General features: G+C 56.2%; 11 protein-coding genes. 7 read left to right on the top strand and 4 right to left on the bottom strand.

Annotation, left to right across the window (positions count from 1 at the left end):
- Positions 1-119 precede the first annotated feature (119 nt).
- The 5 genes from ACQR3R_RS09915 (at position 120) to ACQR3R_RS09895 (ending at position 4970) form a co-directional block, all read left to right on the top strand.
- The gene (locus ACQR3R_RS09915) at positions 120-617 is read left to right on the top strand and encodes a hypothetical protein (protein WP_428271918.1); all 498 of its coding nucleotides are present in this window, start codon (positions 120-122) and stop codon (positions 615-617) included.
- A gap of 248 nt (positions 618-865) precedes the next feature.
- Entirely contained in the window at positions 866-1423 is a 558-nt protein-coding gene (locus ACQR3R_RS09910) for a polysaccharide biosynthesis/export family protein (RefSeq protein WP_428271917.1), read from the top strand.
- Positions 1424-1542: 119 nt separating this feature from the next.
- Positions 1543-2565: a hypothetical protein gene (locus ACQR3R_RS09905; RefSeq protein WP_428271915.1), complete on the top strand. Its 1023-nt coding sequence runs from the start codon at positions 1543-1545 to the stop codon at positions 2563-2565.
- Between the two features lie 20 nt (positions 2566-2585).
- Positions 2586-4151 (top strand): GumC family protein, encoded by a 1566-nt coding sequence (locus ACQR3R_RS09900; RefSeq protein ID WP_428271913.1) that lies wholly within the window; start codon positions 2586-2588, stop codon positions 4149-4151.
- A 12-nt stretch (positions 4152-4163) separates the two neighbouring features.
- Entirely contained in the window at positions 4164-4970 is an 807-nt protein-coding gene (locus tag ACQR3R_RS09895) for an AAA family ATPase (RefSeq protein WP_428271911.1), read from the top strand.
- A 46-nt stretch (positions 4971-5016) separates the two neighbouring features.
- Here the strand turns inward: ACQR3R_RS09895 and galE are convergent, their stop codons facing one another.
- Genes galE through ACQR3R_RS09880 form a run of 3 tightly spaced genes read right to left on the bottom strand, consistent with a single transcriptional unit; the run spans position 5017 to position 10186 of the window.
- Positions 5017-5994, bottom strand: a complete 978-nt coding sequence (gene galE, locus ACQR3R_RS09890) for a UDP-glucose 4-epimerase GalE (RefSeq protein WP_428271910.1) — start codon at positions 5992-5994, stop codon at positions 5017-5019.
- A gap of 45 nt (positions 5995-6039) precedes the next feature.
- Positions 6040-8655, bottom strand: a complete 2616-nt coding sequence (locus tag ACQR3R_RS09885) for a cellulase family glycosylhydrolase (RefSeq protein WP_428271908.1) — start codon at positions 8653-8655, stop codon at positions 6040-6042.
- Positions 8656-8659: 4 nt separating this feature from the next.
- On the bottom strand, positions 8660-10186 hold the full coding sequence (locus ACQR3R_RS09880) for an O-antigen ligase family protein (protein ID WP_428271906.1): 1527 nt from the start codon (positions 10184-10186) through the stop codon (positions 8660-8662).
- A 383-nt stretch (positions 10187-10569) separates the two neighbouring features.
- Between ACQR3R_RS09880 and ACQR3R_RS09875 the strand changes: the two genes are divergently transcribed.
- On the top strand, positions 10570-11631 hold the full coding sequence (locus ACQR3R_RS09875; protein WP_428271904.1) for a glycosyltransferase: 1062 nt from the start codon (positions 10570-10572) through the stop codon (positions 11629-11631).
- On the opposite strand, the gene ACQR3R_RS09870 is transcribed toward ACQR3R_RS09875, so the two are convergent.
- Positions 11581-13134 carry an O-antigen ligase family protein gene (locus tag ACQR3R_RS09870; protein WP_428271902.1) on the bottom strand — a complete coding sequence of 518 codons (1554 nt, stop codon included), beginning with the start codon at positions 13132-13134 and terminating at the stop codon, positions 11581-11583. The genes ACQR3R_RS09875 and ACQR3R_RS09870 overlap by 51 nt on opposite strands.
- Before the next feature lie 100 nt (positions 13135-13234).
- Between ACQR3R_RS09870 and ACQR3R_RS09865 the strand changes: the two genes are divergently transcribed.
- Complete coding sequence (locus ACQR3R_RS09865; RefSeq protein ID WP_428271900.1) at positions 13235-14611, top strand: oligosaccharide flippase family protein; 1377 nt, start codon at positions 13235-13237, stop codon at positions 14609-14611.
- The last annotated feature ends 154 nt before the right edge of the window (positions 14612-14765 follow it).

The raw sequence follows: 14765 nt of genomic DNA, 5'->3' as shown, positions 1-14765 counted from the left end.
TTTCTATTGTCGTGACGGGCTATTGACGTAATGGCGATGTGCTTATACGCTCCAGTCATTCCGGAAACAGTTATGTCATCCGGCGGCAAAATAGCTCTTTCTTCCAGGTAGGCCGTGATATGCGCAAGTCACTCGTCATCAAATCCGTTTTGTTGTCTGTGCTCTTTAATGGTGCGGCGATTTTGAGCGCGCAGGCGAGCGATTTGACCTATGAAATTAGTCGCATAGGTACTTCGTGTGCAGAAAATGCCCCAAAAACCGGCATGCCCGTGGAAGAGCAAGCCAGCGCACCGATTACGTTCGGAAGTGGCCACGGTGTACCTTCATTGCTGAGCGCTATTTACTTCTATAATGCTCCGGCAGCGCAACTTACCAACCTGTTTACCTCTGCTTCAGACCCGGTTACCAGCGTCAATAGTTCTGCGTGCGACGGTTTAATGGCGGAACTTCCAAATGATAAGCTGGTGGCCGATGTGTCTGCTCAAGGTAAAGATTTGAGTGCGCAAACAAATGCCTACGGTACTCAGCAGAACGCTATGTCGTTGCCCGCCGCAGCGTGGTTGTTTTCTTCAGCCTTGTTGGGTTTTGTAGTAGTGGCCAATCGACGCAAGGTGTAGGTAGACGATTTTTTTGCCCTCGCTTATATAGGCGCAGGCAACGGTCAAGTAGTGCGATAGCCTGTTTTTGCAGTGCTATTAAATTGGCGGGTGGCCATCGGGGGCAGCTTGTTCAACTTCAAGTTATTGTTAAATAAAAATAGTCTTGTGCCGCAAATGCAGGCCTCGGACATAGCCGCAGGGGAGAGTGATTTGCTCCTGCTTTTATGTGAAACTATTTCCAAGGCTATATAAGGCGGAGGGATCCCATGAAGCGTTTCTTGTTACCTGTACTGTGCGCACTGTCGGTATTGCCGACCCTTTCGCACGCCGCTGAAAAAAGTGCGGCTTATCGGCTGAATCCCGGGGATGCCATTTCTATTTCTGTTTGGGGTGAAGACAAGCTCAAGCAAGAACTGAAAGTGCTGGATGGCGGCACGATCTCTCCGTTGCTGACAGGCCCGATTGACGTCAAGGGCCTCGACACCACCGCTGTCGAAAAACTTTATGCCAAAGCCCTCCTGAAGTATTACCCAGAACCGATCGTGAGCGTCTCCGTCACCGGCACTGAAGGTAATCGCGTGTTTGTGCAAGGCAAAGTGATGAAGCCCGGCGAAGTGCATTTGAATGGGCCAACCTCGGTCCTGCAGGTGTTGAGCGTGTCCGGCGGCCTTGATAAATTCGCCGATAAGGGCGGAATCATGGTGTTGCGTGGTGATGCACCGAATCAAAAGATCTTGCCCGTGGATTACAACGCGTTGATGTCCGGCAAAGACCTGTCCACTAACTACCCACTTCAGGCCGGCGATACGCTGGTCGTAAATTAACCTTGAGCGATGCGCTAGGGTCAACCTTGTCAGGGTTACGAAAGACTGGAGTTGCCACGGCAATTTTCTTTCTGCCGTGGTCCGGCATGGTCCATGCCACCACTTGGGATTCATCAGTAGTGGTGTCAAATACTGTCGAGTACGACAGTAATCCCGCGTTGTTGACGAGCGGCTCAAAAGGCGTGACTCGCGCCATCGTTGCCCCCGACTACACCCTCGTTGGTACTTCCGGTCTGGATGCGTTAACGCTGGGCCTGGGTGTTAACGTCGTGCACTCATCTGACACCTCCGTTGTTTCCAACCGCCAAGACCCCAAGTTGCGGTTTGGTTGGGAGCGCCAGACTGAAACCGGTGCTTACGGTATCAACGCCAAATATGAAGAGAGCTCCACGCTGTCTTCGGCGGTCCAGGAAACCGGTGTAGTTGCAACCGACGGTACGCAAAAAGAGTATTCGTTAGGTGGCAACTGGCGTACGGCGCTCAACGAGCGAAATACCCTGGAAAACAATACCGATTACAAGAGTGTCAGCTACGATGTGAACACCCTGACCAACTATGACGAACTGTCGAACGAAACGAGTTTGATCTACTCGTGGAGCGAGCGTGTGGATTTGTTCACACGTTTTGGCGTCAAGCGTTATGAGCCGGAATCGGGCACCACCATCGCCTCCTCGAACAGCTACACGCCTACAGTCGGTATGAACTTTGAAGTCTCCGAGCAACTCAAGGGTTCGGTGTACGTCGGCGTCAACAAGGTGACCGGCACCGACAGTGGTCCTGGCGGGGAGGGCGGTTTCGAGTTGCACTACCTCGGCGAGCGTTTTGATGCGAGCATCGATGGCGGTCGTACCACTATCGCCAGCGGCGATGGCGGACTTGTTGAAGCGGATAACCTTAAAGGTGCATTTAGTTATGCCTTTGATGAAACCCGCAGTGCCGGTTTTCTTGCCTCATGGCAAAAGACCAAGGGCTTGACGCCTAACACCCTGCGCAACGTGGGCGCCTGGTTCAGCCAGGAACTCTCACCTTTTTGGGTGGCGCGCCTAACCTACACCTACAAGCAACGCCAGCAAGATGGCTTGCCGGATGCCACAGCAAACGTCGTCGGGTTGACCTTGATCTATAGTTACCCGGAACTCTGAAACTCAGCTTTGTGATAATTATGACCTCTGAATACGAAATGTCGGTCAACGACTACATTGCAATCATCAAGCACCGTGCGCCGTTGTTGATCGTGAGTTTCCTGGTGATTCTGGGCGCGTGCATTGCGGTGGCGATGACGCTCCCGCCTACCTACGAGTCTTCCGGCACTATCCTGGTCGAGTCGCAGCAGATCTCGCCCGACCTGGTGGCAGCCAACAACACTACCTTCGCCGATGAGCGCATCGAGGTCATTCGCCAACGTGTGATGACCCGTGAGCATCTGGAAGCGATTATCAATAAATACGACCTGTTCGACTCGCAAAGCCGGCATCTGACCCTAACGGAAAAGATTGACGAGATGCGCAACGCGATTGGCGTCAACCTGGTCAGTGCTGACGTCAAGGGCCGCGGATTGGTGACCATCGCGTTCAACCTTTCCTTTGAGCACCGTTCCCCGGAAATTGCCAACCAGGTCGCGAAAGAGCTGGTGACGTTGTTTCTCGATGAAAACATCAAGCAGCGTACCGAGCGTGCCAGTGAAACCACCGAGTTTCTGACCCAGGAAGCTGACAAGCTGCGGGTCGAACTGGAAACCCTGGAAAACAAGCTGGCAGACTTCAAGCAGTTGCACAGCAACGCGTTGCCTGAGCATCAAGAGCTGCGCATGAACAGTTTGTCGCGCGCTGAAACCGAGCTGAAAGATGTCGACCGCGACTACAAGTCAGCCGGTGAAGACCTGCGCTTCAATCAGCTGGAGTTGTCTGCCGCCAATGCCGGCCAGTCGACCAAGACTGGCGCCAATGGTGCCGCTGCTGATAAACCGCAAGACCTGCCGAGCCTCAAGGCCGAATACACCCGGTTGCTGGCGCTGTACACCGAAGCTCACCCTGACGTCCGTGCCGTTAAACGCAAGATTGCAGCACTTGAAGCGGCCCAGGGTTCGGGTGCCGGCAGTTCAGTGCCGGTGAACATGGACGCTGCGCGGGCACAGAGCAAGATCGCTTCGGCCGAGTTGCGCATGAAGTCGCTGGCCGATCAGAAGCGCCAGATTCTGGCCAAGATCGACTCCCTGGAAGCACAGATTCTGGAAGCGCCGCAAATCGAGCGCGGCCTGGTGACGCTGACCCGTGACCACGACAACGCACAAAAGAAATACGAAGAGATTCGCACCAAAGAGATGGGCGCGAAAATTTCCGAAAGTCTGGAGCAGGAAAACAAAGCCGAGCGTTTTGTGCTGCTTGAGTCGCCGCTGATGCCTGAGAAGCCAATCAAGCCAAACCGCAAGAAAGTGGTCGCTATGGGCTTTGTTCTCGCGCCGGTGGGTGCCGGTGCATTGGTGATGCTGCTCGAAATGCTGAGCCAGCGCGTACGTGGTGCTGAGGCCTTGGCCAGCGTGCTGGGTCGGCGTGTGCTGGTCTCCATTCCCTACATTCATACCAGGGCAGAACTGGCCCAACGCAAACAATGGCGCAGACGTTTGATCATCTCCGGCATCTTGCTGGTCGTGCTCTTCCTGGTGCTGCTGCACTTCTTCTACATGCCGCTGGATCTTCTAGTGTTCAAGGCTCTGGGCCGGTTTGCATAAGGAAATATACCCATGGATATTATCAAGCCGGGTAACGAAGATACCGAGCAACAGCCTTCTTCCGATCTCGTGACCACGCCGAAAGCCATGACCGCGACAGGGCAGTCCTCAAGTTTGAATGCGCTGAGTTATGTGCAGACCCGGGTCGTGCCTCTGCGCCCGGACCACCTCGAACGCAACCGTATCGTGGCTTACAACAAGAACTCGAATATGGGCAGCGCGTTCGATCTGCTGCGTACTCAGGTTCTGAAAATCATGGAAGAAAACGGTTGGCGCACGCTCGCCATTACCTCGCCTACTCCGGAGGCGGGCAAGACCGTGCTGGCGATTAATCTGGCGATGAGTATTGCTCATCACACGACCAAAACCGCGTTGCTGGTGGATTTCGACTTGCGTCGTCCACGAGTGGGCGCGTGCCTTGGCCTGCCGATGGAAAAGTCGCTGAACGAATTGCTGGCCGACGAAGCCGAGCTGCAAGAAGTGCTGGTGAACCCGACCTTGCCGCGTTTTGTCGTGCTGCCAACGCGTGAGCCGGTGCCGCATTCCACTGAAGTTCTTTCATCGCCTGCGGTCAGCCATTTGATCGCTGACTTGCGCGAGCGCTACAGCTCGCGCATCGTCATTTTTGACCTGCCGCCGCTGTTGAGTTCGGATGATGCGATTAACGTCTTGCCGCAGTTCGACTGCGTCCTGCTGGTCGTGGCGAACGGTAGCAACAGTAAAAAAGAGATTGATGAAAGCCTGTTCCATCTCGGCAGTGCCAATCTGGTGGGCACCGTGCTGAACAAGGCTGAAGTGCAAAAACGCTCTTACTACTAAGACGTCCAACAAAGGCGCTGCGCGTTAAACGCCAGCGCCTTTCTTGTTAATGCCAGGGATGCTTCTGCTCCCACTGCCAGGCATGCTTCACGATCTCTTCCAGTGACGCAAACTGCGGCTTCCATCCCAGTACTTCGTTCGCCTTGCGCGGATCGGCCACCAAGCGCGGTGGATCACCGGCCCGGCGCTCTGCTTCATTGACCCTGAAATCCTTGCCTGTCACGCGGCGTGCCGTGTCTATCACTTGCTGCACGGAAAAGCCCTGGCCGCTGCCGAGGTTGAAGGCGCTGCTTGCGCCGCCGGCCATCAGGTAATCCACGGCGAGTGCGTGAGCAGCGACCAGATCGACAACGTGCACGTAGTCACGCATGCAGGTGCCGTCAGGTGTGTCGTAATCGCGGCCATACACGGTGATGTCCGAGCGCCGCCCCGATGCTGCCTGCAGGATCAGTGGCAGCAAGTGAGTTTCTGGCTCATGACGCTCGCCCAATTCACCTTCAGGGTCTGCGCCGGCGGCATTGAAGTAGCGCAGGCTGACTGATTTCAAGCCGTAGGCGCGTTCGAAATCTTCAAGCATCTGCTCCACCATCCACTTGCTGCGACCATACGGGTTGATGGCTGCTTTGGGGTGGTCTTCGTCAATGGGGACGTACACCGGGTTGCCAAAAACGGCAGCGGTCGACGAAAAAATCAGGTTTTTAACGTCGGCGCGCACCATGGCTTGCAACAGCGTAAGCGTTGCCGCCACGTTGTTCTGGTAATACTTGCCAGGTTCCTTGACGGATTCGCCTACCTGAATGAATGAGGCGAAGTGGAATACGGCGTCGAAGCGATGTGCACGAAACAGATCGTCCAGGGCATGTGCGTCGGCAATGTCCAGTTCGACCAGCGTTCCGCCGATCAAGGCACTGCGATAGCCCGTTGAAAAGTTATCTGCCACCACCAGCTCATGGCCTGCGCGAAGCAGTTGCTTGACCATGTGCGAGCCGATGTAACCTGCGCCGCCAACTACCAAAAACTTCATCCGTACCTCCTGGAAAACTGTTCCCGCATCCGCCGATTTTAACGTTTAGCGGGGCGCGTTTTTTGTCAGAAACAGCCAGTTGGCTGCCTGCACCCCGTCGAATTTGATCGTGTAGCGGCCATCGGCGTAGGTGGCTGGCACCTTCTTCATCTGTGTAGGCGTGTCGCGGGTGAACAGCGTCAAACCTGCTGGCGCCTGAATGGTCAGCGTGCCTTCAAGCGGTTCCACGTAGAACGGTACTTTGCCTTCGTCCTGTGGAATGGCGCGGGTGCCCAGTGAAATCAGCAGGTCTTGCGAGCGGCCGAGTGGCGTCGCGTTCAAGCTTTGCACTACCACACTGGCGTACGCCGTTTTCACCTGGACTTGCACATTCGCAAGGCTGATTGATTCGCCGCCGATCCAGCCCGTTGCCGCTTGGGTGCGTGGCGTATCGATGGTGTAGGTGCCCTGTTTCCAGTTGCGTTTCAGTTCACCGGTGTCGGTTGTCGATTCGGTGGCATTGGCGTCCAGCAGCGACTGGTTTGGGTCGTGGAACACCTGGGCATCGGCGACGATAGGGCCCTGCTGCAGCCACGGTAATTCCGGGGTTTGCGGCATGGCGATTTGCAGCTTGCCTTTCTCCATCGCCGTGCGCAGCAGCGCAGAATTTATCGGTGTGATCTGTTGACCGAACAGCGTGGCGGGCGTTGGCGCGAAAACATACGTGGTCTTGGCTTCGCTGACGTCCGCACGGCGATAGAGCAGTGCAGCGGCCGGCAGCGTCGACAGCACGGCCGGGTCGTTGTAGGTGTGCCAGTTGTCGGCGGTTACCCAGCCACCGTTAAGTGGCTCCTGACTGTAGGCGTATTGCATCAGCGCGTCCCAGCCCTGATGGCTGGCGGTGCCGGCAATATAGAGTGGCAGCGTGTGCCGATCAGGCGTTGGGAACGGCTCGTTGTTCCACTCCGTGACGGTCAGTGGCTTGCCGGTCACCTGGCCTGCGGCAATCCAGTCGACAATGCCGTCGGTGGTCAGCGGGTTTTTCTCCAGTTGCCCGGAGCCGCCGTAGTTGTGCACGTCGATGACATCGCCAGCGGTCAGCGCCGGCAAGGAACTCAGGCTGTCGCCACCCCAACTGCTGGTCGTGGCGATGGGCACTTTTACGCCAATTTCGCGCAGGTTCTGAATCATGTCCACGTTGAAGCGGTGTTCCAGATCATTCAGGAACAGCTTGGACGGGCCGTATTCCCATGCGCGCCAGGTCTTGTCCGCAGACAAGCCGTGCTGGTTGGCAAATGCCTGGGCTTCGGCCATGTACAGCTTGTTGTGCTTGGGCACGTTTTTGTCTGGCAGCAGGGCGTTGCCGAAATGCTGGGTGATGTCGTCTTCGTTGGTGATCAGGACGGCGGCGATGGCCGGGTCGTCCTTGTACGCGAGGCCGGTGTAGGTGTTCACATGGGTCAGATAATCTTTGGCAAAGCGCTTCATTGCCTCCTGGATGGTCGAGTTCACATACGCAAAGCCCTTGATGTCTGCGGTGCCCTGGCTATTTTTGGTCAACTCATCGAAAGCATAGATGTTGTCTTTTTGCGTCACGGCTCGCTCGACGTGCATGTCGAGCCACACATAAATCCCTTCGTCCTTGAGGCACTTGATCCACCAGTCGATTTTTTTCAGCGACTCGGGGCTCAGTTTTTGGGTGTCTTTGGTGAGCGCAGGGTCACCGAACATGTTCGGGCTCACCCATGGCGAATCATGGTGGTGCAGACGCACGAGATTGAATCCCAGTGCCGACAGGCGTTTGGCCTGGCGCTTGATGTCTTCGTCGGTGGTGCGGAAGATTGCATACGCCGAGATGTTGGTGCCCCAGAAGCGTGCCGGGGTGTTGTCCGCAAACATCAGTTGTTCACCGGACGCTTTGACGAAGCCGCGTTTGCCGGCGGGTTTTTCATCAGCGTTCAGAAAGGACAGGTCGACCGGAGAGGTTTTGATGTCGACCTTGTCGGCCGGCCAGCTCTTTGGGTCTACCAGGCCGAAGCGTTCGGTGGTGGTCGGGCCGAGTGCCACGTCGCCAGAAATACTCATGGTGGCTTTGATTTTTTGCTGGCCGGGCTCTACCGAGTTTTTGTAGAAGAAAGCGCGGACTTCAGAGCGATCGCCCGTTTCAAAATAGACCCGCGCCAACGCAGGCTCGAAGCGCATTTCGATGCGTCGCCCTTTTTCATTGCCCCAGGCCCAGCCCTTGTTATCGGGAAGCAGAACCGGTTCACCCATTTCCCCCGAGAACAGCGCCGGGTCGAAGTTGAAGACGACCCCGCCACCCATCACGCCCGACTTCTTGCTGTGTGCGTCGAGGACGAAATTCCAGGTCATGTTTTGCGGGTCTTGCTTCTGGATTTTTGCCGCCAGGTCGAAATCCAGGGTCTTGTTCTGGCCCGCGAGGGAGTAGGCATAAGGGCCGGTTATTTTGAATTCGGTCGCAAAATACGTCCAACCCCAATTGCCCTCAAAAAAAGAGAAATTAGAGGCAACGACCGGGCTACCACCACGCACCACCACCGGTAGCCCGCTTTTATCATCGACTCTGGCAATCCAGTCCGAGGCCCAGGTACTAAACGGCCACACGGCGCAAGACACAAGAATCGGGAGCAACAAACGGGTACCGCGAAAAAATTGGGCCATGGGGTTACCGGAGTTGGAGGTGAGCACTCGCAGTGACTGCGGTTGAGGTGTGTTTGAGGCTGCGCGCCAGTTGCACGTAGGCGACGCCGAGTCCGGCAACCGACCAATACACGATAGGGATCACCGTGATGCTGCTGACGGTCACGATGGTGACCAGGATGCCGGCCAATGTCGCGAACAGCGCACGGCCAAGTCGACGTGTCTCATCATCCTTGTCGGGGAATGAGCGCATCGCCTTGCGGATACCGAGCAGGACCGTGGCAAAAAAAGCCACGAAAAGCGTCAACCCAATCAATCCGAACGAAAGCGCTACGCCGATATAGGTGTTGACGATATCGATGATGCCTTCGCCCTGAATCATGGACTGCATTTCTGGCGTATTGCGGTAATCGAACGTGCCCAGCCATGGGTTGTTCTGGATGACGATCATGGCGTTGTCGAACAAGCGCTGGCGGTAGGTGATGTTTTCGACTTCTACCGTGCCAATGAATGGCAGCAGATCGAGCACTTTGTGTCCGCCGGGCACGATGGCCAGCAAGGGCAGGGCAAGCAACCCGGCAAGCCCCAGCAGCACCAGGCGTTTGACCGCGCTGCGGCCGGTGGCGATGAACATCATCAGCATGGCGACCGTACCGATCCATGGGCCACGCGACAGCGGCGCGAACAAGCCGCCAGCGAGCAGCAGTGCACCGAGGCGTCGCTGCAATTTACTGCGCACACCTTCTTGCAGGAACAGGTAGAAACCGATGGCCACGCTGATGACCAGCCCCAGCGCAATGGCCTGGCCGGTGGTGGCGCTGGCGCGCAGTGAGCCGCCGCGGTTCAGGTAGCTGGTCATTTCCCATTGCATGCCCATCGCATTGATCAGCGCGCTGTAGAGCAGCCAACTGCGCACAAATTCGAACATCCCGATGATCGCCAGCACCATGGCCGCGAGTACAAAGCCCAAGAGCGCGTCCTTGAAGTCGCTGAGGTTTTTCAGCGCCCGGCTGGCCACGTAGTAAGGCAAAAACACGTCGGTAAACAGGTAGGCCGTCTGGCGCAGCGTATCGGTGATGGTGGTTTCACGCAGTAGAACCAGGCTGGTGAGTGCCAGGTTGGCGGCAAGCAGTTTATCCGGCCAGGTACGCCCGAACGTCAGTGTGTCTGCTCGTCTGCGCAGCGCGAAGAACGCCGGTAGCAAAACGCACAACGACAGCAGGCGAACGTAGTTAAGGTCGAAGAAATAATTCATCAGGCCGAAGCCCGGAACTTGCGCCGAGGCGGGCGGGATCAAAAACAACAGAAGGAAAAACAGCGCCACGGGATTGCGTTCGCGCTTGGTTGCGACGGTCAAAACGATGACGGTTACTGCCGCAAACACCCAGAAGCTGTATGAGAAAAACGCCAGCAGCGTCAGCACAAACCATAGGTTGCGTCGACGTTTGAAGTCGTTATAAGGAATCAGGTCTGCTGCTGCTCGGCGCGCAAGTGCAAAGACGATGACCGCAAGAACCAGGATGACAACTAACGCGCGAAAGTGCTCAGGCATGGATTGTTAGGCTTACTTAGTGGGTTAACGACAGTGTCTAATGGAATGGCAAAGTGCGACTATAGTACCTTTCGTATCATTAGTCCGGGGTTGTTATGCCGTCAGCTGATTTATCGCCATCGTCAAGCTTGTGCGGTACGTTCTCGGGCAGGCCAGCCTAGCCCATCGTGTGTGACGAAATCGAGCGAGATAGTGAGTGTGTCGCAGGCGTTGCCATAGTCTGTTGACGTGCTGGTTTTTTCCTGTTTGATGCTCGTCTGGATAGGGCTTTATAACAAGTTGCCTGGCTGGGTGTGTATTGGATTTTTTAGAAAGCCTCTGATTTTCAGGGGGGGATTGGAGACGTTTTAATGAAAGTGACTTTTGTATTGCACGTGGCGAGCATGTCGGGCGGGATTCGCGTCATTGCAATTTACGCCAAGGCATTGGCCGAAGCAGGGCACGACGTAACGCTCGTGTCGCTGCCGATGCCACCTGTTCCGTTGCGCAGGAAAATCAAAAGCCTGGTGACCGGCAAGGGATGGCCGACAACCCCGAAAATCCCCTCTCATTTAGACGGTCTTGGCCTTGATCACCGGATGCTGGACCAGCATCGGCCCATTCTGGAATCGGATGTTCCCGATGCAGATGTTGTTGTCGCAACCTGGTGGGAAACGGCCGATTGGGTCAACGCGCTAAGTCCGGCCAAGGGTGCAAAAACGTATTTCGTGCAAGCGCACGAAATATTTCCGTATTGCCCGATCGATAAAGTCGTGGCGACGTACAAGATGCCTTTGCGCAAAATAACCATTTCCAAATGGTTGGCGGATGTCATGCGTGTGGAGTACGGCGACTCGGATGTCGACCTGGTATTGAACAGCGTCGATAAACAGCAATTCTTTGCTCCGCCAAGGGACAAGCAACAGCGTCCGACCCTCGGGTTTCTGTACCACGAAGCGCCATTCAAGGGAGTTGATGTTGCCCTTAAGGTCATCGCTGAACTCGAGAAAAAATTCCCGACGCTTCGCGTGATCACCTTCTCGAGTTTTCCACCTAGCGGTCACTTCAGCTTGCCGGCCAGTGTCGAGTTTCACCTTGCGCCTGATCAAGAGCATATTCGCGATCTCTATGCGCAATGTGATGTCTGGTTGGCGCCCAGCCGCAGTGAAGAGGGCTTCAATCTCACCGCGATGGAAGCCATGGCCTGCCGGGTTCCGGTGGTTGCAACGCGAACCGGGTGGCCGGCAGATGCCATCGTGAGTTATGAAAACGGGGTGCTGACCGAAATTGACGACAGCGATGCCCTGACACGCGGCGCCGAACATATTTTGACCCTGGACGATGCGCAATGGCGTGAGGTGTCGCAGGCGGCTTATCAAACTGTGGCGTCAAGTTCATGGGAGAACTCTGCCAAATTATTTGAGGCTGCTCTTGGCAAGGCGTGTGGAAAGGGTTCGCCCCACTAGCGGTGCGCGTGCCGTCGAGGTTTGCTTCAGGCTGCGGGCCAGTTGCATGTAGGCAACACCCAGGCCGGCAACAGACCAATACACGATAGGGATCACCGTGATGCTGCTGACGGTGACGATGGTGACCAATATTCCGGCCAGTGTCGCGAAGAGTGCACGTCCAAGTCGACGTGCCTCATCGTCCTTGTTGGGGTAGGTATGCATGGTCTTGCGGATGCCGAGCAGTACCGTGACAAAAAAAGCCACGAACAGCGCCAACCCGATCAATCCGAACGAGAGTGCGATACCTATATAGGTGTTGACGATGTCGATGATGCCTTCGCCCTGAATCATGGCCTGCATTTCCGGGGCATGGCGGTAATCGAAGGAGCCCAGCAAAGGATTGCGCTGGATGACCAGCAGGGCGGTGTCGAACAAGCGCTGGCGGTAGGTGATGTTTTCGACCTCGACCGTGCCGATGAATGGCAGCAGGTCCAGGACCTTTTGCCCGCCAGGCACGATGGCCAGCACCGGGAGGGCGAGTACCCCGGCGAGCGCTAGCATTATCAGGCGTTTGACCGCTTTGCGGCCGGTGGCGATGAACACTATCAACAGCGTGGCCGTGCCTATCCAGGGCCCACGCGAAAGCGGTGCAAACAGGCCGCCGGCGAGCAGAAGTGCCCCAAGGCGTCTTTGCCACTTGCTGCGCACCGCCTCTTGCAGGAACAGATAAAAACCGATGGAAACACTGATGACCAGCCCCAGTGCAATGGCCTGGCCGGTGGTGGCGCTGGCACGCAGTGAGCCGCCGCGATTCAGGTAACTGGTCATTTCCCAGTGCAGGCCCAAGGCGTTGATCAGTGCGCTGTAAAGCAACCAGTGGCGGACGAACTCGACCAGGCCGATAATCGCCAGCACCATGGCGGCAAGGACAAAACCAAACAGGGCGTCCTTGAAGTCACTCAGGTTTTTCAGGGCCCGGCTGGCGACGTAGTAAGGCAGGAAAACGTCGATGAACAGGTAGAGCATTTGGCGCAAGGTGTCAGTGGGCGTTGTTTCACGCAGGCAGATCAAACTTGTCAGTACCAGATACGCCAGTAGCAGTTTGTCCGGCCAGGTGCTTGTGAACTTGAGTGTGCCCGCTTGTTTGCGCAGTCTTAAAAACGCCGGCAACAACACGCACAGCCCGAGCAGGCGAACATGGTTGAGGGTTGCGAAATAGTTGATCAAGCCGAAGCCGGGTATCTCCGCCGGGGCCGGCGGGATGAGAAACAGCAGCAGAAAAAACAGTGCCACTGGATTGCGTTCGCGTTTGCCGGCAAGTATCAAAACGATCGCGGCGATGCCTGCGTACACCCAGAAACTCTGCGAGATAAAAGCCGCGAGCGTTAATACGAACCACAGGTTGCGCCGACGGGTGTAGTCGTTGTAAGAAATGAGGTCCGCCGCCGCTCCACGTGCAAGGGTGAAAACGATGCCCGCAAGTACCAGAATGACGACTAACGCGCGAAAGTGCTCAGGCATGGTTTGTCGGACTCACTTAAAGGGTGAACAGACAGTTACAAGTGGAATGGCAAAATGCGACTATAGTACCTTTCGTATCATTTAGTAGTCCGGGGTTGTTATGCCGCCAGCTGATTTATCGCCATCGTTGAGCCTGCGCAGGCGAGCGATATTTGCCGGGGCATGGAATTTGGGGGCACTGGTTACCTCTCAAGGTATTCGCTTGGGGGGCAACCTGATTATGGCGCGGCTGTTGATGCCGGAAATGTTCGGCATCATGGTCATTGCTACCACGGTCTCGATTGTTATCCACCTGCTGTCCGATGTGGGGTTGCGCCAGAACATCATCCAGAGCCCGCGCGGTGACGATCCGGCGTTTCTCAACACCGTGTGGACCGTCCAGATCATCCGGGGCTTCATACTGTTTGTCTCGACGTTGCTGATCGCAGGTTTCGCCTGGTTTGCTCAAGTCATCAACCTGTGGTCGCCCGATTCCACTTATGCCGCACCCGAGTTGCCAATGGTGCTGGCCTGGACCGGTTTTTCCGCGATCATCTATGGGTTCCAGTCGACCAAGGTCGACGTGGCAGTGCGTGATTTCCAGCAGAAAAAAGTGGTGCTCGCCGAGTTTGCTTCCCAGCTGTGCGGCCTGCTCGCGATGTTGGTGATTGGCTACTTCACCCGGTCTGTCTGGTCGCTGGTGGGCGCCGGTCTGTTCTCGGCGCTGGTCATGACATTGCTTGGGCATTTCTGGTTTGCCGGGTCGCCCAACCGTCTGCATTGGGACAAGCCTGCGGTCCAGGAGCTGGTGGTGTTTGGCCGGTGGATGCTGTTGTCTTCGGCTGTCGGCGTGCTGGCCATGAACGGCGACCGGATCTGGTTCGGCGGCAGTATGTCGGCCACCGAACTTGGGGTGTATTCGATTGCCGTGCTGATTCTCGGTGCCCTGCAACAGGGCATGCAACGACTGGTCGGGGCTGTGGCCCTGCCGGCCTTCAGTGAAGCCACGCGTACCAACGATACCCCGCGGCTGCGTGCCTTGTATTACCGCTTCAAATTGCTGTTCGATCTGGTCTCGCTGTTTCTTTGCGGGTTGTTCTGGACCATCAGCCCACTGATCATCAACACCTTGTACGACCAGCGTTATGCCGAGGCGGGCAGCATGCTGTCCGTCCTTTCACTGTCTTTTTTCGTGTGGCGCTACACAGTAGCGCATCAGGCCTGGCTGGCGCTGGGGCTGACGAAGTACCAGGCCATGGACAACATTATTCGCCTGGTTTCGTTGTGGGTGCTACTGCCTCTGTTGCTGGCGATTGGCGGCGTGAACTATGCGATCTGGGGTGTTGCGCTGCATGCTTTGCCGACGCTGGGGTTGATTGTTTACGTCAACTGCAAAATAGGTTTGTTCGATATCAAGCGTGAACTGGTGGTGCTACCGATGTTGCTGGTAGGGATGGTGTGTGGTGAGTTGGTGTTAGGGCTGGCTAACTGGTTTTGACTTTGATGTCGGGGCGCTTTAGATCATGAACGAACGTGATTCGAATAACTCTGCGATAGGGCGCAGAGACGTGCTCCAGGCATTTGCCCTGTTGAGTCTTGGGGGGCTCATCTTTGGATTTTCAGAGGTCGTTGCCCGACCTGCTGTGGTCAAG

This window comes from Gordonia sp. IEGM753 (assembly GCF_050321825.1).
Classification (GTDB): Bacteria; Pseudomonadota; Gammaproteobacteria; order Pseudomonadales; family Pseudomonadaceae; genus Aquipseudomonas.
This window is presented reverse-complemented; position numbering and strand designations above follow the sequence as displayed.

Coding starts and splice junctions, on each gene's coding strand:
- ACQR3R_RS09910 (WP_428271917.1), top strand. CDS start 866: ATGAAGCGTTTCTTGTTACCTGTACTGTGCGCACTGTCGGTATTGCCG.
- ACQR3R_RS09875 (WP_428271904.1), top strand. CDS start 10,570: ATGTCGGGCGGGATTCGCGTCATTGCAATTTACGCCAAGGCATTGGCC.
- ACQR3R_RS09870 (WP_428271902.1), bottom strand. CDS start 13,134: ATGCCTGAGCACTTTCGCGCGTTAGTCGTCATTCTGGTACTTGCGGGC.
- ACQR3R_RS09880 (WP_428271906.1), bottom strand. CDS start 10,186: ATGCCTGAGCACTTTCGCGCGTTAGTTGTCATCCTGGTTCTTGCGGTC.
- ACQR3R_RS09865 (WP_428271900.1), top strand. CDS start 13,235: ATGCCGCCAGCTGATTTATCGCCATCGTTGAGCCTGCGCAGGCGAGCG.
- galE (WP_428271910.1), bottom strand. CDS start 5,994: ATGAAGTTTTTGGTAGTTGGCGGCGCAGGTTACATCGGCTCGCACATG.
- ACQR3R_RS09915 (WP_428271918.1), top strand. CDS start 120: ATGCGCAAGTCACTCGTCATCAAATCCGTTTTGTTGTCTGTGCTCTTT.
- ACQR3R_RS09895 (WP_428271911.1), top strand. CDS start 4,164: ATGGATATTATCAAGCCGGGTAACGAAGATACCGAGCAACAGCCTTCT.
- ACQR3R_RS09900 (WP_428271913.1), top strand. CDS start 2,586: ATGACCTCTGAATACGAAATGTCGGTCAACGACTACATTGCAATCATC.
- ACQR3R_RS09885 (WP_428271908.1), bottom strand. CDS start 8,655: ATGGCCCAATTTTTTCGCGGTACCCGTTTGTTGCTCCCGATTCTTGTG.